We start from the raw sequence: 19,713 nt of genomic DNA, 5'->3' as shown, positions 1-19,713 counted from the left end.
ACCCGCAGCCCCCACACCGGTGCGCACGGCGACGGTCTGCCCTGCCAGGGAGTAGTAGCGGGTCGCCTTGAGGTCTCCGCCCTTGGTCAGGGTGAGCTCCTGCCCGCCCGGCAGGTAGATGGTGGTCGCCCCGTCCTGACGGCGCAGGAGCCGGTCCCCCTCGGGCGTATAGAGATAGTCGTCCGTGACGACGCCAGCCTCCGTGACCGTGTCGAGCTTGCCCTCGGCGTCCCACGCGAGCTCCTGCACCGGCTGTCCGGCGATGGCGCGGGTCGTGGTGTTCCCCGACTGGTCGTAACCGTAGGTGTTCGTGGAGGTTGTCGTCCCCGTGGTCGTCACCTGCGTGACGGCGTGCGGTCGCGCAGCACCTGCCGCGGGGTAGGTGTACGCGGAGGTCCGGTCACCGGCCGTGGTGTGCTGGGTCGTGCTCGTCCGGTTCCCGACCGGGTCGAAGGTGTAGCTCGTCCAGTACGGTGCCGCACCGCCGAGAGCCGCAGCCGTGCGAGGGGTCGCACAGTCGTCGCTCGCCGGGGTCCAGGCCTCGGTCAGGCGTCGCAGGCCGTCGTAGGTGAAGCACTGCGTGTCGCTCGTCGAGCCCACCGGCTTGTTCGAGATCGAGGTGATGTTCCCGGCCGCGTCGTAGCCGTAGCTCACGTCGAGGTCCAGGTTGGCGATCGCCTCGCGCTCGACCTTGGCGGTCAGCGGCCTCCGGGTGCCGTGCTCGTACGTGTTGTGCTGGATCGTCGAGTACACGTCGCCCAGGTCTTGGACCAGGACCTCGCCGTACGGCGAGTACTTCGTGCTCGCCGCGTAGACGCCCCCGTTGCCCGAGACCACACGGCTCGGCAGGGACTGGCCGTCGAAGATGGTTCCCACCGTCTCCTCCGGAAGGTTCCCCACCGCGGGCAACGAGACGGTCTTGACCTGGCCGTCGGCCGTATAGGTCAGGCTGCTCGTGTAGGTCCCCGCGAGGGCACCTTCGGAGGTCGGCAGCTTCAGGGACTGGCCCAACGGGCGGTTGAGCGCGTCGTAGGCCGTGACCGCCATGACGTAGGCGTTGCCCTTGTCGAATCGGGTCGTCGAGGTGAGCTGCCCCTTGGCGAGGGTGTCGTAGGACCACGAGGAGCGCAGGGTGCCCGTCAGCGAGCCCTCGCGCGTCTCCGTGGGACGACCCAGGAAGTCGTACTTGCTCGCCAGGACGACGCCACGCGCGTCGGTCGTGGTGACCACCTGGCCCGCGTCGTCGTACGTCGTGCTCGTCGTGCCCTTGTCAGGGTCCGAGGCAGAGACGACCCTGCCGAGCAGGTCGTACGTGTTGGACCACGTGTTGTCCGCGGCGTCCTTGGTCGTCGCGAGCTGGCCGCTCTTGTCGTACGTGTATGTCGTCGTCTGGAACGGTCCGGTGACGGAGCCCGACGTGTACTGACGCAGCTCCACGAGGTTGCCGCGAGCGTCGCTGATGGTCGTCTGAGGCGTGCCGCCCGCGGGCGGCACGACCGTGACCCGGTCGCCTCCGTACGTCGTGGTCGTACGCCACTTCTCCTGCTCGGCCACCTGCACGATCTGCGCCGTCGCACGGCCAGCGCCGTCGTACTCCATGACCGTGCGCGCTGGGACGGCCGTCGTCGGGACGACCCTCGTCGTGCCCGGACTCCCCTCCGTGAACCACGGGTTGTTGGACCTGATGACCAACCCGCGGGTGTCGTAGACCTGGTCGGTCACGATGCGACCGGGGCTGTCCTTGTCCGCCGACGGTGCCTGCGTCTGGCTCGCACGCAGCAGGCCGTCATAGAGAGCAACCGACGTCAGGTAGGTCTCGGCAGAGGTGAGGTTCTTCGTGGTCACCGTGTTCGGCCCGTCGGACCGCACCTGGTACTCGTACGTGATGCTCGGGGACTTCGTGGCCTGCGGCCGGTCAGGCATCCACACGTTCGTCAGTCGCCCGAACGCGTCGTACGTGGCCGTCGTGACCTTGCCGTTCGGGTCGACCGACTTCACCGGCACTCCCCACGCAGGGTCGAGATCCATGCTCGTGACCAGCGGGGTGAGAGCCCCGGCACCGTCAGGGTCCGGGGTGGTCGTGACGACCTTGGTCACCGGACCGGCTCCGGCCGGGGTGTACGCCATCGAGGTCGTCCGACCCAGCGCGTCGGTCTGTGTGATCGCGCGCCCCAAGGCGTCGAACGTGCTCGTCATGGTCGTCAGGTACTCGGGCGTCGCGCCCGAGAACGACTTGACCTGCTGGGTCGCGGTCACGCGCCCCTTGGTCGGCGCGACACCGTACGCGGCGCCGTCGTACAGCATGCGCTCGTCGTTGACCACGTCGCCCGGACGGGACGGCGTGACACCGCACGCGACGGCGACCGACTCCGACCGCTTGACCGTGGACAGGATGTTCGCCGTCGTGTTGCGGGCGTACTCCAGGCGGGTGCACTTGTCGTCGGCAGCGGTCGAGACGTCACCCAGGTCCTCGACCTGGACCGGCGACCCGTAGGTGTCGTCGTACGTCGTGACCGTCCGGGTGGTCTGCACGCCCCCCGGGACGCTCGGCGCGGTGGTCCGCGTCTCGCTGACCGACTCGCCGGTGAAGTAGGACTTGGTCCCGTCGGCACCGGTCGCTGTCGCCGGGGAGCGCCACGGCGTCGAGAGCGACGTCGAGACGACCTCGGCCCCGTTGTACGTGGTCTCCTCGCGTGTCATCCCGCTGAACCGGTCGTGGTCGGTGATGCCGTCGACCGCGACGCTGCGGACCCCGCCTGCGGGAGCCGCGCGGTCACCGTCCATACCCCGGAAGTACCGGTAGCGGGTCTTGAGCTGGGTCGTGGTGGACGCGCCGGTGATGACGTCGACCGTGCCGTAGCCCCGGAACTGCGCCCAGGTGCGCTGCTTGGGCGGGGTCAGCTCGCTGTCGTCGTAGTGCCAGGCGGGCGCGCCCACGTAGCTGTAGCGCGTCTCGGTCGCCTGCGACTGCGAGTCGCGGCCGTCGGAGACCACCGACGTGACGAGGTACTTGTGGAAGTACTCCATGATCGGGTCCGGCAGCCCCTCGGGCGTCCAGAACACCGGGAAGCACCTGCGGGTGTTGGTCTCCGGAGAAGCCGGAAGGTTCGAGCTCGTACAGTCGATCGGCGAGTAGTTGACCGAGATCGTCCCGCCCGACTCGCTGTTGACCGCGATGACTCGCAGGCGGTTCATGGGCGGCCCGTGGTCGCCGAGCGTGTCCACCCGGTTGGCCATCTGCTGACCGATGAACGTGACCTTGGGCAGCGCGATCGTGCCGCCGGCCAGCCCCTTGTGCTCGATCGACGACAACCACAGGACCGGGTCGCTGCCGTCGCCCGGGTCAGGAAGCTGGTGCCCCAGGGTCCAGGAGTCGACCTCGCGGTACGACGCGCCGTTCAGCACCTTCGTCGTGACCGACGTCAGACGCTTGCGCGTGAAGAACGACGGCGAGCTCTGCGTGGGGCACGTCGTGGTCGACGAGCAGATGAGGTCGAAGGGCACGTCCGGCCACTTCGACGCGTTGGCCGCGGTCAGCTCGGACTCTGCACAGGTGACGCCGCCCGTGGGCAGGCAGCGCTCGGCGACCGTGAAGTCGACGCGCATCGGTGCCTGTGCACCGGTCTCGGCACCCGCACGCGTCCCGTACTCGACCGACTTCAGGTAGCCGCCGCGGTCGTACGACGACACCGCGGTATTGAGGTTGCGCCCGTAGCTGTTGGTCTCCTTGCCGTACGTGTACGTCAGGGAGTTGCCGAAGGGGTCGACGACATGGTCGAGGTTCCACTTCCACCCCTGTGTGCACGACGACGCCTCGAAGGTCGCCTGGTAGCACGGCTCGCCAGGGTGGTTGCCGTACACCGGCACGGTCCACGCGGAGCCGAGCGCGAGGGGGTCCGTCGCGGACCGCTTGTCGCGGCCGAAGAAGTACTGGGTCCCGTCGGGGGTCGTGACCTTCCAGTACTCGGTGTCGTTGTCACCGTTCCATGCACCGGTCAGACGCTCGACGCGCGAGCCGTCGTCCGACTCCGGCTTCCAGGTGCCGGTCGCGACGTCCTTGACGAGCTCTGTGGACATGCCGTTGAACACGAGAGTCGCGTTGTCCGACTTCCAGCACAGGTCGCCGGTCTTGCGGTAGAGGTTGTTCGCATTCCCCTGCGCGTCCTCGCTGCAGGAGGTGTACTTGCGCTCGACGTAACCGGACCACAGGTCCCACCCGTCGCCGACCCAGGTCGACTGGTTGTTCGTCGAGACGACACGCCCGTCCAGGCCCCCGGACGAGTAGGACAGCGCGAGCTCGGGAGCCAGGCCGCCGGGCGAGGGCACCACCCGCATCGGGTACGACCACGAGAAGTTCCCGCTCGGGCCACCCGCCTGCCAGCTCGCCGACGCGGACAACGGGGTCGCCGACCAGTTGCCGGCACCTCCCGCGGCACCCGCCGTCAGCGCCATGGCGCCGAACGCGGCAGGCTCGACGCGCGCCGTCACGGTCGAGGACTCGACGTCGTTCGTCGAGGTCAGCGGCACGCTCTCCTGACACTCCGGCTGGTCCGGGGTGGACAGTGCACAGTCCGGCAAACCGACCAGGCGGAGACGGGATGCCCAGTCACCACCGTACTTTCCGGCGAAGCCGGAGTAGTCGACCGTCAGCTCCACCGGACTCGTCGGCTCTGCGGCCGCGGTCGCGACCTCGAGAACCACGCCGTCGACCCCGGTCGCCGCGGCGACCTTCTGGTCGAAGACCTCGACGCTCACCTCGCTGTCGACGACGGCGCCATCCTCCACCAGAGGAACGACGCTCACCGGAAGACCACCGGCCGAACCGGACGCCTCCCCACCCTCGGGCGGTAGCGACAGGTCGACCGCCCCGCCCTGGGGCCAGGTGGTACCTGCCGCCGCGCTCGCGGCGATCGACTGCGCGGTCGCGGCCGGTCGAGACGTCCCCTCCGTCACGCTGACGGGCTTCTCAGGATCGATCTCCGGGTACAAGGACAGGCCGTGAGCGATGCGCTCCTCCTGCGTCCAGCCTTCACGCTCGAGCAGGTCGTCCTGCGCAGAGGCAGAAGGCGCGACGACCAGCAGCCCGGCGAGGAGAGTCGTGCCGACGGCCGCACCGACGCTCGCACGGAAGCGGGCGTTGGAGAACGCCCGGGACATGGATACTGCAGGCGTCATCGAGCTGCCCCTTAGGAGACGTGAACCGGAGAACGGGACACGGGTGGTCATGAGGCTTCGGTGTAGCAGTCGTTGGAGGTCATGGTCGAGCTCGGCACGACCGTGTGCACCCGCACCGCGGACACCACCCCACGCCACTGCAGGGCCCCGGCACCAGCCACCTGCCCCCGACCGACCTGCAGAGCTCCCGGCGCGAACCACTGCGAGACGAACGACACATCAGGCCCAGCAACCGGCTCCTCGAACTCCGCAGGACGACACACCAGCACCCTCATCGTCTTGCTCGCCGCGTCATACACCCCGGTCAACGACACCCACTGCCCCTCCACGACCGGCACCGTCGAGGCCGAGACCACCGCCCCCGGCGTCGTCGAGTCAGCACCGTTCATCCAGAACGCCCAGCACGACAACTGACCCGCAGGACACGACGCCCCCGACGCCAACCCCAACCCGAACCCACTCGCGACCCGACCGTCCTGACTGACCGCCACCCGCGTCGAACCGTCCACCACATCAGCACGCACCATCGCGTTCACCGCGAACGTCCCATCCGTACGCACCACCGGAACCGCAGACGAGACCACATCATCGACCGAGTCGAACAACAACCCCTTGTCCGCCCCACCCAACCGGCCACCCGTCCACACACCCGACCCCGCAACACCCAGATGATTCAACGCACGACTCGCCTCACCACCCACCAAACGATCCTGCGCAACCGACCCCGACCCCTCGTTCAACAACCACGAACCCGCCGACGCCGGGAACCCCACCCGGAAGAAGTACTGCCGCACCGGACTCGTGTTCCCCGCACGATCCACCGCCTGCACGAACAACGTCACCCCACCCGCCACCGTCGGCATGAACGAGATATCGGCGGCGTTCCAGTTGCCGACGCCGGTCGTCTGGTTCAGGGCGTCGGAGTTGAAGGAGTACTTGTACGAGACGACGTCCGGGGCACCGTTCGAGCCCAGGGTGAACCGGCCCGTCTGACCGATTCCGCCCGAGACCTGGTTCTCTGGATACGTCGCGGTCCCACCGGCGGCGATCAGCACCTCGGGCAGCGGCGGCGGGGTGGTGTCGACCGTGAAGTCGCAGAACACGCCCGGGCCCCATCGGTTGTACGGGGAGTCCATCCCGCTCGCCGCCCAGCGATAGCTCTGGCCGTCTTGAAGCACACCTGCCGGCACGGTAACCGAGTGTGCGCTGCCGGATGCTTGAGGAGCCGTCAGGGGATGTGCCCACAACAGGGCGTTGTCGCTGTAGCGAAAGACGTTGAAGTTGCCCATGACAAGGTCGCCGTCGGGATCAGAGTTCACGGCGTGAAAGGTCGGCGTCGTCGACCTCAGGTAGGTGTGATGAGGCGCGCTGACACAACTCGAGTCTGGGTTCGAAGTCCACTGACTCGACGGGGCGTTGGGCGGGCGGTTGTAGGTGATGGAGAGCAGCGCGTCGTTGCGGTACCTCTTCCACCCACCCATGGTGGACTCGTCGTTGGACGCGAGGCCGAGCGTCAACGTGGACGCGTTGTGGTCAGCTACCGCACGCGCACCCTCGGTCGCGTCGAACTCGACCCACCGTACCGGCTGGCCAGCACAGGACGGCTTGTGGGCGAGGAAGCGCTCCTGCTGTAGCGGACCCCAGTTGTACGCATGGTTGTTCCACGTCGTGCCGCCGTTGATCTCCCCTACCCGGTACGCGCGGATCGACGTGGCAGTGCAGCTCCACGAGTGAGTACCGACCACCGAGAACACCGCTGAGATCACGTCGGCGTTGTCAGCCGCCCCGACCGCGCCGAACCCGCCGAACTCCCAGACCAGGCGCTGCACGTTCCGCCGGCTGCACTCGGACGTGGCGGCCGGGTCGCACAAGCCCACTCCCTGGTCACCGTTGAACATGTACCCACCGGTACTGGTCGGCCATCCGGACTGGATCATCGTCCATTCGTTGCGGCTGCCCGAGACGCTGGGGTCGATGTAGATCGGCCACACGGTCTCGGGGTCAGCGATCATCTCGACGTCCGGGGTGATCGTGACCGCCTCGGCGCTCACGTGCGCGGGCATCGCCGCGATCTCGTCGCCCTCACGCGGAGCCTGCACCGGATCACCCGCCACCCCCGACTCCGGCGCAACCGCGTCGGCGGCCGGAAGCGAGAACAGGGACGCACCCAACGACCCGCTCCGCAGGGACTTCGGAGCGAACGGCGACAACGGACCCGCCAGCCCACCCGAACCCACAGCACCAGCACCAGCACCAGCACCAGCACCAGCACCAGCGTCGGTGGTGTCGGCGGCCGAGTCCCACATCAGTGGCGTCGGGGACGTGAAGATCTCCTGGCCTGCACCGTCGACAGCGACGAACCCGCCCTCGTCCGAGACCACGCTCAGGCCCTCGGTGGTCTGCACCGGGAACGACAACGACGCCAACGCCGGATTCGCCGCCGCCTGCGGGGAGGCGACCCGCAGCACTTCCGAGAAGCCCGTCCCGTCCTCATGCACGCTCACGACCAGGTCCACACCCTCGAACACCCCCGGGTAGGTCACCTGCGACCCCGCCACCACCGGCACGGTCAGCTCGAACGGCGCATCAAAGACCAGCTCATGCCCATCGCGGGTAATCCGCGCCAACGGCTCCCCCACCGAACCGTCCGAGAACGACATCTCCACCGCCGGCGCCACCACCCCCAGACGACCAGCACCCTCCACCACGCTCGTGTCGACGTCCTGCCACCCACCATTGACATCCGTACGCACCGCCACCGCAGAGGTCTCCACCCGCGTATGCCCCTCCGGTGTCGCGAACACCGTGTCCCACGCCGTACGCTCCGCCACCACCTCCACCTCACGCCCACACGAGGCAGCCAACACCGTCGCCTCACCCGCAGACACCGCCCCAGCCACACCATCAGCACACGCGCTCGACGACACCGACGAACCAGCAGAAACAGAAGACGGCGCCGCGGCCGCAACACTCGCGGGCACCACACCCACCGCGAGCACCACCGACAACCCCCACGCCACCCCACCACGCACACGCAACGCAGGAGACCCAGGAGACACCGACGAGGCAGACCGCGCAGAACGCGCGAAAGGGACACCAAAGAAGGACGAAACCACTGGCCACCGCTCCGTAAGCCACGCACCCATCACCAGCGACAGGCACAAAACCGAAACCCTCACCCCCTGCGGGCGGGCCCCAGGCCGGCACTCAGCAAACACTCAGCCAGCGGTGGTAGCAGGACAATAGAGCTAAATAAGACTCCTGTGCAAGTCCCGGCGAGGCGTAGGTTCGCCCGCGCAGCGGCTCAGCTGCAAGGCGCCTCAGGAAGAGCTGTGCCGAGCGAGCAGCGCCGTCCGGCCGAGCTCACGCCCCCACTCGCGTGCCCGCTCGACCTCGCCGGGGCACAGCGGCCCTTCCATGCCCTCGACGTAGAAGGAGTGCGGCGAGTCGGCGGCCGACAGGCCACGTCGACGCGCCACCCGGTAGCCGGCGCGGGCGGCGCTGCCCGGGAGGCGCTTGACGGTCTTCACCCGGGTGTCGAACGTCGCCCCGAACCGCCCGGAAGCGTCGCCGGCGAGCGCGTCGAGCCACTCGCGGATTCCTCTTTCGACGGTCGGGCTCCCCGGACGCCGACCGGCCGCCTCCTCGCGCGAGGCGAGTCGCGACATGCCGAACGCGTGCGTGGGCCACCGATGACGATGAGGTCGGCCCCCAGGACGTCGTCGGCCGGTGCCGTCGCGGAGACCTCGACCGTGCGCACGTCCACCTGCTCGGAGAGCCCCTCGGCGACCGCCCGTGCGATCTCGGCGGTGTTGCCGAACATCGACTCGTAGATCACGACTGCTTCCATGGCTCCCGCTCCCGTCGTCAGTCCCAGGCTGCTCGCGGAGCACCCCCACCGCCAGGACCTTTGGTCCGGACGACACGGGTCTTTGGACCCGTACCGACACGGTTCGCGATCCGGCCGGGTCCGACGCGGTCAGCCCAGTAGCGGCTTGGCCCCCGTGGCGCGGACGTGCGAGGCCACGGCCAGTGCGATCCACACCGCGATCCCCTGGAACACGATGAGCGTCAGGGTGGGCGCGCCCACGAGGAGGCAGATGCCGAGCGGGATCGCGCTCAGCACGGCGACGTCGGGCCCCTGGGCGATCATCGACGTCGCGCCGGTCGGGAGCGCGCCCGCGGGGGTCGCCATGAGCGGGCCGGACCAGTTCGGTGGCTTGCGGTAGGCGCCGCGGATCGCTGCGGCGCCCATGCCGACCGCGACGACGACCACCAGGGCGAACCACAGCCACTCCCCGGTGCCCAGCGCGAGCGGCACGACCCCCACGACGAGCGCGAGGAGCGCGGTCAGGGCCGGCACGGCGGTCCGGGCCAGTCGCGCGTCGCGCGCGGAGAGCGGCATCATCGCGTCGAGGGCGGGCACCATCTCCGCGGTGCGTGCCCCCTCGGCGCCGAGCTGGGCCCCGCGGAACCCCGCGACGACGAGCAGGACGAACAACCCGAACCCGCCCTCGAACGCGGGCACCTGCTGGGCGACGATCACGAGCGCCGTGAGCCCCACGAGCTGGGCGAGGGCCGACGGGCTGCGCCGCAGGAGGGTGAGGTCGGCCGCGACGAGAGCCGAGACCGGCCCACGCACGACCGAGAAGCGCGAGGGCCTGCGGGCCCTGCCGCCACGGGTCGAGCCCGCTCGGCTCAGCGCACGACCGAGCTCGCGCGTGTCGAGCGACAGGATCGCTCCGCCCGCCTGGTCGGCGACCGCGCTCTGGGTGCGCAGGACCTGGGCCCCGAGCGCCTCGAGCCGGCGCCACCACACGACCGCGAGGGCCAGCGCGCCGACTCCGACGGCCACGATCGCCCACGGAGGCACCGAGAGCTCGCGCAGGTCGGACCAGCCCGCCACCACGAGCACGACCCCCGCGGCCGGGACCGCGGCGATCAGCACGTCGCTCACCCGCGCGACCGTCGCGGCCACCCGGGTCCGTGGCTGGATGAGTCCGGCGATCCCCACGAGCAGCAGGCCCGCCGCGGCGCCGAGGGCCGCGCTGCGCCCGGCCACACCGGGATCGGCACCGGAAGCGAGCGCGATCGCTGCGAGCCCTCCTGCCCCGACCACGACCGCTACCGCGACCCCGCGCCAGTACGACGGCGTGAGCAGGCCGCGCCGGTCGACGGGCATGGGGACCCACCACCGCACGCCCGCGCTGCCCGTCCCGAGCGGCCCCAGCCGCACGGCCATGCCCGTCAGGAGGGCCAGGAGCGCGACCGAGGCCAGTGCCTGGATCGTGGCGGGTGTCAGGACCGGGGCCCGGCCGTCGACGGGCTCGACGAAGATCGTCTCGCGCAGCACGTTCGCGGCACCGATGACGAAGAGCACGGAGATCGCGACCGAGACGACGACGTACGCGACGTCCCCGAAGAGCTGCCCGGGCCCTGCGTCTGCTCGCGACGCGGTGACCCGGGCCGTGAGCCGCCGGATCTCCCGGCCGGAGAACTCCTCGTCCGGGTCCGCGACGAGCAGCGGCAAGGGGGCGCGCTCGACCACGGGCTCAGGCGTCACGGGCTCGGGTGCCACGGGTCCGCCCTGTGCTGCCTGCGCCGCGTCACCCGCCGGCCCGCGGGCTCCCTGCTTCGCGCCGTGCGGACGCTTCCTGCCCTTGCCGTGCGCCTGGTTCATCGCCCGGGCCTCAACGGACCTGGGCGAGCGCGGCGAGCGCGGCCTGGTGCCCGAGGCGCACGCACTCGTCGTCGCCGACGAGAAGACCACGAGCCCCCGTGCGCTCGACGAGGTCGGGGTCGTGCGTCGCGAACACCACGGCGGCCCCACGTCCGGCCTCCTCGACGAGGATCCGCGCGAGGTCGGCACGCATCCCGGGGTCGAGCCGCTGCTCGGGCTCGTCGAGCACGAGGACCTCGCGGGGTCGGGCGAACCCGGCCGCGAGCAGGAGGCGCCGTCGCTGCCCCGAGGACAGCTCGGTCGGCATGGCCCCCGACTGGTCGGCGAGGCCGAAGCGGTCGAGGAGCTGGTCGACGACCTCGCCGGCCCCGGCCACGCCGTGGCCGCGCGCGGTCAGGACGAGGTGCTCACGGGCCGTGAGCCCCGGGAAGTAGGCGTCGTCGTCGAGGATCCCGACGACCTTGGCGCGGAAGTCGCGCTCGCGCTCGTCGACGTCCCGGCCGAACGCCAGCACCTTGCCCGAGAGCGGAGCCAGCACCCCCAGGAGCGCGCGCAGGAGCGTCGACTTGCCGCTGCCGTTGGGACCGATGATGGCCCACAGCTCACCGGGGCGGACGGCCAGGTCGACGGGCGCGCACACGGGCGCTTCGGCGTACCCGACGCGCAGGGCTCGGGTCTCCAGGACGGGTTGCTGCTTGACCGACACGGCTACTCCCCCACCTCGGTCTGCGCCACGTCCGGGTCGGGCCCGGCGGAGCCCGCACCGGAGGCGAGGATCGCGCGGGCGCGCGCGACGTCGTCGTGCATGGTCTCCACGAGCGCGTCGATGCCGTCGAAGCGCAACGTGGGGCGCAGGTGCTCGACGAACTCCAGGACGACCTCCTCGTCGTACAGGTCGAGGTCGGTGCGGTCCAGGACGTAGGCCTCGACGCGGCGCTCGACGCCGTCGAACGTCGGGTTGGTGCCGATCGAGATGGCCGCGGGCAGCACGCCGTCGTAGTTCCCCGGGTCTGCCGCGAGGAGCTGGGGACGACGCAGCCAGCCCGCGTACACGCCGTCGGCCGGGACCATGCCGCTGATCGCGCCCAGGTTCGCGGTGGGGAACCCGAGCTCGCGGCCGCGCGCGTCGCCGTGGATCACGACGCCGCGCAGGCGGTGGTGACGTCCGAGCAGTGCCGCGGCCTCGCGGACCTTGCCGTCCGTGAGCAGGCCACGGATCTCGGTCGAGGACCAACGTCCGCTGGGCACGCCGGCGTCCACGGCGACCGACGCGACCGTCCCGACGTCGTCGATCGCGCGAACCTCGAAGCCGTACGTCCGGCCGAGCTCGATCATGGTCGCCAGGTTGCCCGCGTTGTCGCGCCCGAAGCGCACGTCGTGCCCCACGACGACGGTCCGTGCACCCAACCCTTCGACGAGGTAGGTCCGGACGAACTCCTCGGGGCTCTGCCGCGCGAAGTCGAGCGTGTACTCGACGAGCAGCACCGCGTCGAGGCCCGTGGCCTCCAGCAGCTCCATGCGGTCCGCGATCCCGGTCAGCAGCTCGGGCGCCTGCTCGGGCCGGTGGACCGTCGCGGGGTGCGGGTGGAACGTCACGGCCACGGCCTGGGAGCCGGACTCGCGGGCGAGGGACACGATGCGGCCGAGCACTTCGGCATGGCCGCGGTGGACGCCGTCGAAGTTGCCGATCGTCACGACCGACGGTCCGAATCCCGGCGGAACCTGGTCCAGGTCCGTCCACAGGTGCACGCGTACTCCTCGAGAAGTGTGTGAGGCGGGCCCGCTCAGGAGGCCCGACGACGGCGCGCACCCACGGCGCGCCTGGTCAAGATTGCCACGAGTCGGCCTCGTGGTCCCCATCGAACCGGCCTGCGGTCACCCGCGGTCCGCGCCCGTGCTCACGCCGGGGCGAAGACGATCACGGGCTTGGCCTTGTGCTTGCCCTCGCGCACCACGTTCTCGAGCAGCGCGACGAGCGCCCCGTCCTCGCCGATCGCTGCCGTCGTGACGTCCTGCGCGGACGGGTCGACCCACTTGCCGTAGGACAGCGCGGTGCGCTCCTCGGGCGTGAGGTCGCGGGCAGGGAACGTCGCGCGGGCCGCGTCGGCGAGCGGGAGCGTCGCGAGGACGCCGTCACGCTCCACCTGCGCCTCGAGCTCGTCGAGCGTCGAGGCACCCTCGATCGTGTAGCCGCCCACGCGCGTGCGGCGCAGGGCCGTGAGGTGCCCGCCGACGCCGAGGCCCGCGCCCAGGTCACGGGCGAGCGCGCGGATGTACGTCCCCGAGGAGCACACGACCCTGACGTCGACGTCGAGCGCAGGGAGGTCGCCCGGCGCCACGGCCGGGACCAGCCGCACCTCGTGGACGTCGAAGCGCGAGATCGTCACCGGGCGGGCGGTGAGCTCGACCTGCTCGCCCGAGCGCACGAGCGCGTACGCGCGCTGCCCGTCGACCTTGATCGCGGACACCGAGCTTGGCACCTGCTCGATGGGACCGGTCAGGAGCGCGACGCCCGCGGCGATCGCCTCGCGCGTCACAGCCGAGGCATCCACGCGCGAGGTGGTCTCGCCCTCGGCGTCGTCCGTGGTCGTGGCGGCGCCCAGCCGGATCGTCGCGGTGTACTCCTTATCCGCGCCCACGACGTACGTCAGGAGCTTGGTCGCGCGCCCGATCCCCAGGACGAGCACCCCCGTCGCCATGGGGTCGAGCGTGCCCGCGTGGCCCACCTTGCGGGTGCCCGCGAGCCGGCGCAGGCGAGCCACCACGTCGTGGCTCGTGAACCCTTGGGGCTTGTCGACGACCACGAGGCCGTCGGGGGCGGTGGGGCGGCGCTCGCGCACCGGCTTCTGGTCGTGCGTCATCGTGGTCCTCGTGCTCGGGGGGCGGGAGAAGAGCGTGTGCAGGTGGAGCGGTCGCGTCAGCGCCGGGAGGACTCGGGCCACGGGGCGGCCCGACCCCTGTCCGGTGCGACCTGGGCAGCCGGGTCGACCGCGGGCAGCGCGTCGCCGAAGGCACAGAGCATGAGCTCGGCCAGGCGCGGGTCGTCGCCGAAGTGCTCGGGGGCGCCGATCGCGAGGAGAGTGTTCAGCAGCATGCCCTGGGCGAGGAAGTCTCGCGCCTGCTCGAGCGTGCCGCCCGTGCGGTCCTGGTAGATCTCGAAGATCTGGACGAAGATCTCGCGCGAGCGCGCCCCGAAGACCGGGTCCGCCCCGGCTGCGAAGCCGTGCATCAGGACGAGCAGCAGGTTGCGGTCGGCGAGGAGGCGGACGTAGGCCGAGCCGAGCTCGACCGCGGCCTCAGGGCCTCGGGGCACCGCGGAGAAGGCCCCGACGATGCGCCGACCGATGCGGTCGAACACCTCGGCGAAGAGCTCGTGCTTGGTGCCGAACATGCGCACGACGTAGGGCTGGGAGACTCCTGCGGCGCGGGCGACCTGGTCGGTGCTGGTCCCCGCGTAGCCGCCCGCGGCGAACACCGCGGTCGCCGCGTCGAGGATCTGCTCGCGGCGCTCGTCCCTGGACATGCGGCGCGTCGGCTCCCCCGCCTCGACGGACGGGGCCCGCTCGGAACTCGTGGCGCTCTCCATGTTGACAAGGTTATCAGTCGATAACTAGCGTCAGAATCGAAGTAATCATCCGATGCTTACCTGACTCGAGGAGTGACCATGCCCACGACCGCCCCACCCGACCGGCCGCCCACCGTCGAGACCGTCGACGTCCGCTCCCCCGGTGCGCGCCGCCGTCGGCCCCTCGCACTCGTCCTGGTGGCCGCCTCGCTGCCCATGTTCATGGCCACGCTCGACAACCTCGTCGTGACCGGCGCCCTGCCCGTCATCGCCCGCGCGCTGCGGCCGAGCGTCGAGCAGCTCCAGTGGTTCGTCAACGCCTACACGCTCGCGTTCGCGACCCTCATGCTCGTGGCCGCCTCGCTCGGCGACCGGTTCGGACGTCGCCGCGTCTTCGTCGTCGGGATCGCCGTGTTCACGCTCGCGTCGGTCGCGTGCGCGCTCGCCGACACCCCCTCCGCACTCATCGCGGCGCGAGCCGTCCAGGGCGCCGGCGCCGCCGCGATCATGCCGCTGTCCCTCGCCCTCATCGCCGACGCCGTGCCCCGCGCCCGGCGCGCGCTCGCGATCGGGATCTGGGGCGGCGTCTCGGGGCTCGGCGTCGCGCTCGGCCCGCTCGTGGGCGGGGCGGTCGTCGAGGGCATGAGCTGGGAGGCGATCTTCTGGATCAACGTGCCCGTCGCGCTCGTCGCGGTCCCGCTCGTGTTCGTCGCGCTGCGCGAGTCGTTCGGCCGCCGCGGACCGATCGACCTCGTGGGCCTCGCTCTCGCCGGGTCCGGGGTCTTCGCAGGGGTCTGGGGCATCATCCGCGGCAACGAGGACGGGTGGACCTCCGCCGTCGTGCTCTCGCTGCTGGCCGGGTCCGTGCTGCTGCTCGCAGCCTTCGTCGGGTGGGAGCAGCGCGTCGCACGCGTCGGCGGCTCCCCCCTCGTCCCGATGCGCCTGTTCCGCTCGCGCAGCTTCGCGGTCGCGAACGTGTCCGGCTTCGCGTTCTCGCTCGGCATGTTCGGCGCGGTGTTCCTGCTCATCCAGTACTTCCAGATCGCCGAGGGGCTCTCACCGCTCGAGGCAGGAGTCCGCACGCTCCCGTGGACAGCGGCCCCCATGCTCGTGGCACCGCTCGCGGGCATGCTCGCGCCGCGCCTGGGCATCCGCACGCTGCTCGTGACGGGCCTGACCCTCCAAACCCTCGCGCTCGCCTGGCTCGCCCTCGTGTCCTCTGGCGCGACGTACGCCGAGCTCGTCCCGGCCTTCGTGCTCGCGGGCGTCGGCATGGGCCTGACGTTCGCGCCGAGCGCGACGGCCGTCCTGGTCGACATGGACGAGTCCGACAACGCGACCGCCAGCTCGACCAACTCGACCCTGCGCGAGGTGGGCGTGGCACTCGGCGTCGCGGTCCTGGTCGCGGTCTTCCAGGCCGCCGGCGGGGCGCTCACCCCGGAGCTGTTCACGCAGGGCCTGCCGGCGGCCCTCTGGGTCGGCGCGGCGAGCGTGGCCGTGGGAGCGGTCGCGGCGACGTTCCTCCCCCGCCGCTCCGCCCGCCCGACGGCATAGCGCGGCCCCGGACAACGGAACGGCCGGCCCCTCGAAGGGGACCGGCCGTTCCGCTGTGCTCGTGGTGCCGCGCCCTCCCGATGGCTCGGTGGGGTGCGCGGGCGCGCCGTCAGGCGGGGGCGACCTCGTCGGAGCCTGCAGACCCGTCGGCCTCGGCCGCGTCGTCGGCAGGCTTCTTGTACGGGTCGGCGTCGCCGGCGTACGTGGCCTTCTCGCGCAGCGCGGCCAGCTCTGCGTCACGACGTGCCGCCTCGTGGAGGGCGACGTCGAGGTGGGCCGCGGTGTCCGGCACCGAGTCGAGGTGGAACTCGAGCGTCGGCGTGAGCCGGATACCGGTCTGCTTGCCGACCTCGGAGCGGATGATCCCCTTGGCGCTCTCGAGCGCCGCGGCGGTCCCTGCCCGCTCCTCGTCGTTGCCGTAGACCGTGTAGAACACCGAGGCGTTCTGCAGGTCACCGGTCACGCGCACGTCGGTGATGGTCACGAACCCGAGACGGGGGTCCTTGATCCGGGTGTCGAGCATCTGCGCCACGATGACCTTGATGCGGTCAGCGAGCTTCCGAGCCCTGGGCTTGTCGACCATGGTCCAGTCCTTTCATCAGGGTGAGCCCCCGGGGTTTCAGCCCGCGGTGGGCCCCTTCGGGCGACGTGCGTGAACGAACAGCTCCGCCGACGCCGTCCGTGAGGTGCGGCGGGTCGTGGTGGGTCTGGCACGGGCCGCCAGGCCCGCGGTAGACCCGCCACACCTCACGGGTAGGCGTCAGCGGAGAGGTACGTCAGCTACGCGGCTTCTCCCGCATCTCGAACGTCTCGATCGTGTCGCCGATCTGCAGGTCGTTGAACGACCCGAGGCCGATACCGCACTCGAAGCCCTCGCGGACCTCCGTGGCGTCGTCCTTGAACCGCTTGAGCGACTCGACCGTGAGGTTGTCGCCGACGACGGCTCCCCCACGCAGGACACGGGCCTTGGAGTTCCGTCGGATCTCGCCCGAGCGGACGATCGAACCGGCGATGTTCCCGAACTTGGAGGAACGGAAGACCTCGCGGATCTCGGCGGTGCCGAGCTGCGCCTCTTCGTACTCGGGCTTGAGCATGCCCTTGAGCGCTGCTTCGACGTCGTCGATCGCCTGGTAGATGATCGAGTAGAACCGGACGTCGACGCCTTCGCGCTCCGCCAGTGCCTCGACGCGCTCGCCGTACTTGACGTTGAACCCGATGATGATCGCGTTGTCCACGGTCGCCAGGTTGACGTCGTTCTGGGTGATCGCACCGACGCCGCGGTGGATGATGCGCAGCTGGACCTCGTCGCCGACGTCGATCTGCAGCAGCGCGTCCTCGAGTGCCTCGACAGCACCCGAGACGTCGCCCTTGAGGACCAGGTTGAGGGTCTCGACCTTGCCCTGCTCGAGCGCCTGGGCGAAGTCCTCGAGGCTGACGCGCTTGCGACGCTTGGCCAGGAGGGCTGCACGCTCGGCGGCCTCGCGCTTCTCGGCGATCTGACGGGCGGTGCGCTCGTCGGGTGCCACGAGGAACGTGTCACCGGCGCTGGGCACGGACGCGAGCCCGAGCACCATGACGGGGCGGGCGGGGCCCGCCTCGGTGACGTTGTTGCCGTGCTCGTCGAACATGGCACGGACACGGCCGTGGGCGGTGCCCGCGACGATCGCGTCCCCGACGTGGAGCGTGCCGGACTGGACCAGGACGGTCGCGACGGCGCCGCGGCCCTTGTCGAGGTTCGCCTCGATGGCGACGCCTCGTGCGTCCTTGTCCGGGTTGGCGCGCAGGTCGAGCGAGGCGTCCGCCGTGAGGAGGACGGCCTCGAGCAGCGCGTCGATGCCCATGTTCTGCTTCGCGGACACGTCGACGAACATGGTGTCGCCGCCGTACTCCTCGGCCACCAGGTTGTACTCGGTGAGCTGCTGGCGGATCTTGGCCGGGTTCGCCGACTCCTTGTCCACCTTGTTCACCGCGACGACGATCGGCACGCCGGCCGACTGCGCGTGGTTGAGCGCCTCGACCGTCTGCGGCATGACGCCGTCGTCGGCCGCGACCACGAGGATCGCGATGTCGGTGACCTGGGCACCACGAGCACGCATGGCGGTGAAGGCCTCGTGACCCGGGGTGTCGATGAACGTGATGGGACGCTCGACGCCCTCGTGCTCGTGACGGACCTGGTAGGCACCGATGTGCTGCGTGATGCCGCCGGCCTCGCCAGAGATGACGTCGGTCTGACGGATCGCGTCGAGCAGTCGCGTCTTACCGTGGTCGACGTGACCCATGACGGTGACGACGGGCGGACGAGCCTGGAGCTCGTCGTCGCCCTCGCCCTCGAGCTCGGCATCGAGGTCGATGTCGAAGGCACCGAGGAGCTCGCGGTCCTCTTCCTCCGCCGAGACCATCTCGATGACGTAGCCGAGCTCTGCCGCGAGCGAGCCGAACGTGTCCTCGTCGAGGGACTGCGTGGCGGTCGCCATCTCACCGAGGTGGAACAGCACCGTCACGAGGCTCGCGGGGTTCGCGTCGATCTTGTCGGCGAAGTCGTTGAGCGAGGAGCCGTGACGCAGGCGCACCACGGTCGAGCCGTTCCCACGGGGAACCTGCACGCCACCCAGCGAGGGGGCCTGCATCTGCTCGAACTCCTGGCGCTTCGCCCGCTTCGACTTGCGCCCACGGACGGGGCGCCCTCCGGCACGACCGAACGCACCCTGCGTGCTGCCGCGACCGGCACCACCACGACCGCCACCACCGGGGCGACCGGCGAAGCCGCCGCCACCACCGGGAGCGCCACCGCCGCCGGGGCCGCCACCGGCGCCGCCGGGACGACCGGCGAAGCCGCCGCGACCGCCACCTGCACCGCCGCCACCGCCCGGACGACCGCCGGGAGCAGGACGGTCACCGGGGCGACCGATCGAGGTGCGACCCGGCATCATGCCCGGGTTGGGGCGAGGTGCACCAGGACGCGGCGCGGGACGGGGACCACCGGGACGGGGTCCACCGGAACGCTCGGCGCTGCCTGCTGCGGGGTTCGCGTTGGCCGCGGGGTCCGCGGCACGCTCCGGACGCGCGCCGGGCCGGGGCATGCCCTGGCTCGAGGCGAACGGGTTGTTGCCCGGGCGCGGGGCGCCGGAACGCGGCATGCCCTGGCTCGAGGCGAACGGGTTGTTGCCCGGGCGCGGGGCGCCAGGACGTGCGCCACCGCCGGAGCCGCCGGGGCGGGCTGCTGCGGGGCGAGGGCCGGGCGCGGGGGCGTTGCCGCCACCGGCCGGCTTGGGCGACGCCGACGGCTTGCGCTCCGCGGCAGGCGCGGGCGCCGGCGCTGCGGGCTTCTTGGCCTCGGCAGCGGGCTCGACGAAAGCAGGGCTCGCGGGGGCCTCCTTGGCGGGGGCCGGTGCGGGAGCCTTGGGTGCGGCGGGCGCCGGGGCTGCGGGGGCAGCCGGTGCCGGAGCAGCAGGCGCCGGGGCGGCCTCTGCTGCGGGCGCAGGCTTGGGTGCTGCCGGGCGAGCCGGCGCGGGCTTGGCGGGAGCGCTTGCGCTCTCCGTGCCACCGGCCGGGAAGGTGTCTCGCAGCTTACGGACGACCGGCGGTTCGATGGTCGAGGATGCCGAGCGGACGAACTCACCGAGTTCCGTCAGCTTGGTCATGATGGTCTTGCTCTCCACCCCGAGCTCCTTAGCGAGCTCGTAGACGCGGACCTTTGCCACAACTCTCCTGTCTCGGCCCACCCGAAACAGGGAGGACC

At 71.0% G+C, this 19,713-nt stretch carries 11 protein-coding genes and 1 pseudogene; 1 reads left to right on the top strand and 11 read right to left on the bottom strand.

What is annotated here, in order from left to right:
• From ACZDYF_RS05880 to ACZDYF_RS05840, 9 genes and pseudogenes are all read right to left on the bottom strand, one after another.
• Positions 1-5,175: SpvB/TcaC N-terminal domain-containing protein (locus ACZDYF_RS05880; protein ID WP_475054581.1), on the bottom strand; the 5,175-nt coding region annotated here is incomplete at its 3' end.
• Positions 5,176-5,222: 47 nt separating this feature from the next.
• Positions 5,223-8,177, bottom strand: a complete 2,955-nt coding sequence (locus ACZDYF_RS05875) for a LamG-like jellyroll fold domain-containing protein (RefSeq protein ID WP_475054578.1) — start codon at positions 8,175-8,177, stop codon at positions 5,223-5,225.
• A gap of 318 nt (positions 8,178-8,495) precedes the next feature.
• Entirely contained in the window at positions 8,496-8,843 is a 348-nt protein-coding gene (locus ACZDYF_RS05870) for a hypothetical protein (RefSeq protein ID WP_475054625.1), read from the bottom strand.
• A gap of 26 nt (positions 8,844-8,869) precedes the next feature.
• Positions 8,870-9,025: pseudogene (locus ACZDYF_RS05865) on the bottom strand (flavodoxin domain-containing protein); the annotation flags it as partial.
• Positions 9,026-9,154: 129 nt separating this feature from the next.
• Positions 9,155-10,855, bottom strand: a complete 1,701-nt coding sequence (locus ACZDYF_RS05860; protein ID WP_475054576.1) for a DUF6297 family protein — start codon at positions 10,853-10,855, stop codon at positions 9,155-9,157.
• Between the two features lie 10 nt (positions 10,856-10,865).
• Entirely contained in the window at positions 10,866-11,561 is a 696-nt protein-coding gene (locus ACZDYF_RS05855) for an ABC transporter ATP-binding protein (protein ID WP_475054574.1), read from the bottom strand.
• A gap of 2 nt (positions 11,562-11,563) precedes the next feature.
• The gene (locus ACZDYF_RS05850) at positions 11,564-12,604 is read right to left on the bottom strand and encodes a bifunctional riboflavin kinase/FAD synthetase (protein WP_475054569.1); all 1,041 of its coding nucleotides are present in this window, start codon (positions 12,602-12,604) and stop codon (positions 11,564-11,566) included.
• A 149-nt stretch (positions 12,605-12,753) separates the two neighbouring features.
• Positions 12,754-13,716 carry a tRNA pseudouridine(55) synthase TruB gene (truB, locus tag ACZDYF_RS05845; RefSeq protein ID WP_475054567.1) on the bottom strand — a complete coding sequence of 321 codons (963 nt, stop codon included), beginning with the start codon at positions 13,714-13,716 and terminating at the stop codon, positions 12,754-12,756.
• 56 nt (positions 13,717-13,772) lie between these two features.
• Complete coding sequence (locus ACZDYF_RS05840) at positions 13,773-14,441, bottom strand: TetR/AcrR family transcriptional regulator (RefSeq protein ID WP_475054565.1); 669 nt, start codon at positions 14,439-14,441, stop codon at positions 13,773-13,775.
• A gap of 78 nt (positions 14,442-14,519) precedes the next feature.
• On the opposite strand from ACZDYF_RS05840, the gene ACZDYF_RS05835 reads away from it, so the two are divergent.
• Positions 14,520-15,974: an MFS transporter gene (locus ACZDYF_RS05835; protein WP_475054563.1), complete on the top strand. Its 1,455-nt coding sequence runs from the start codon at positions 14,520-14,522 to the stop codon at positions 15,972-15,974.
• A 109-nt stretch (positions 15,975-16,083) separates the two neighbouring features.
• Here the strand turns inward: ACZDYF_RS05835 and rbfA are convergent, their stop codons facing one another.
• Both rbfA and infB read right to left on the bottom strand, forming a co-directional pair.
• Positions 16,084-16,557 (bottom strand): 30S ribosome-binding factor RbfA, encoded by a 474-nt coding sequence (gene rbfA, locus ACZDYF_RS05830; RefSeq protein ID WP_138824789.1) that lies wholly within the window; start codon positions 16,555-16,557, stop codon positions 16,084-16,086.
• Positions 16,558-16,750: 193 nt separating this feature from the next.
• Positions 16,751-19,675, bottom strand: a complete 2,925-nt coding sequence (infB, locus tag ACZDYF_RS05825) for a translation initiation factor IF-2 (RefSeq protein WP_475054560.1) — start codon at positions 19,673-19,675, stop codon at positions 16,751-16,753.
• Between the last annotated feature and the right edge of the window lie 38 nt (positions 19,676-19,713).

It is taken from the genome of Oerskovia sp. PE-21s, from assembly GCF_056158145.1.
The sequence above is the reverse complement of the archived record's forward strand: the minus strand, read 5'-3'. Positions and strand labels throughout refer to the sequence as shown.

Coding starts and splice junctions, on each gene's coding strand:
- ACZDYF_RS05870 (WP_475054625.1), bottom strand. CDS start 8,843: ATGTCGCGACTCGCCTCGCGCGAGGAGGCGGCCGGTCGGCGTCCGGGG.
- ACZDYF_RS05860 (WP_475054576.1), bottom strand. CDS start 10,855: ATGAACCAGGCGCACGGCAAGGGCAGGAAGCGTCCGCACGGCGCGAAG.
- truB (WP_475054567.1), bottom strand. CDS start 13,716: ATGACGCACGACCAGAAGCCGGTGCGCGAGCGCCGCCCCACCGCCCCC.
- ACZDYF_RS05840 (WP_475054565.1), bottom strand. CDS start 14,441: ATGGAGAGCGCCACGAGTTCCGAGCGGGCCCCGTCCGTCGAGGCGGGG.
- ACZDYF_RS05835 (WP_475054563.1), top strand. CDS start 14,520: ATGCCCACGACCGCCCCACCCGACCGGCCGCCCACCGTCGAGACCGTC.
- rbfA (WP_138824789.1), bottom strand. CDS start 16,557: ATGGTCGACAAGCCCAGGGCTCGGAAGCTCGCTGACCGCATCAAGGTC.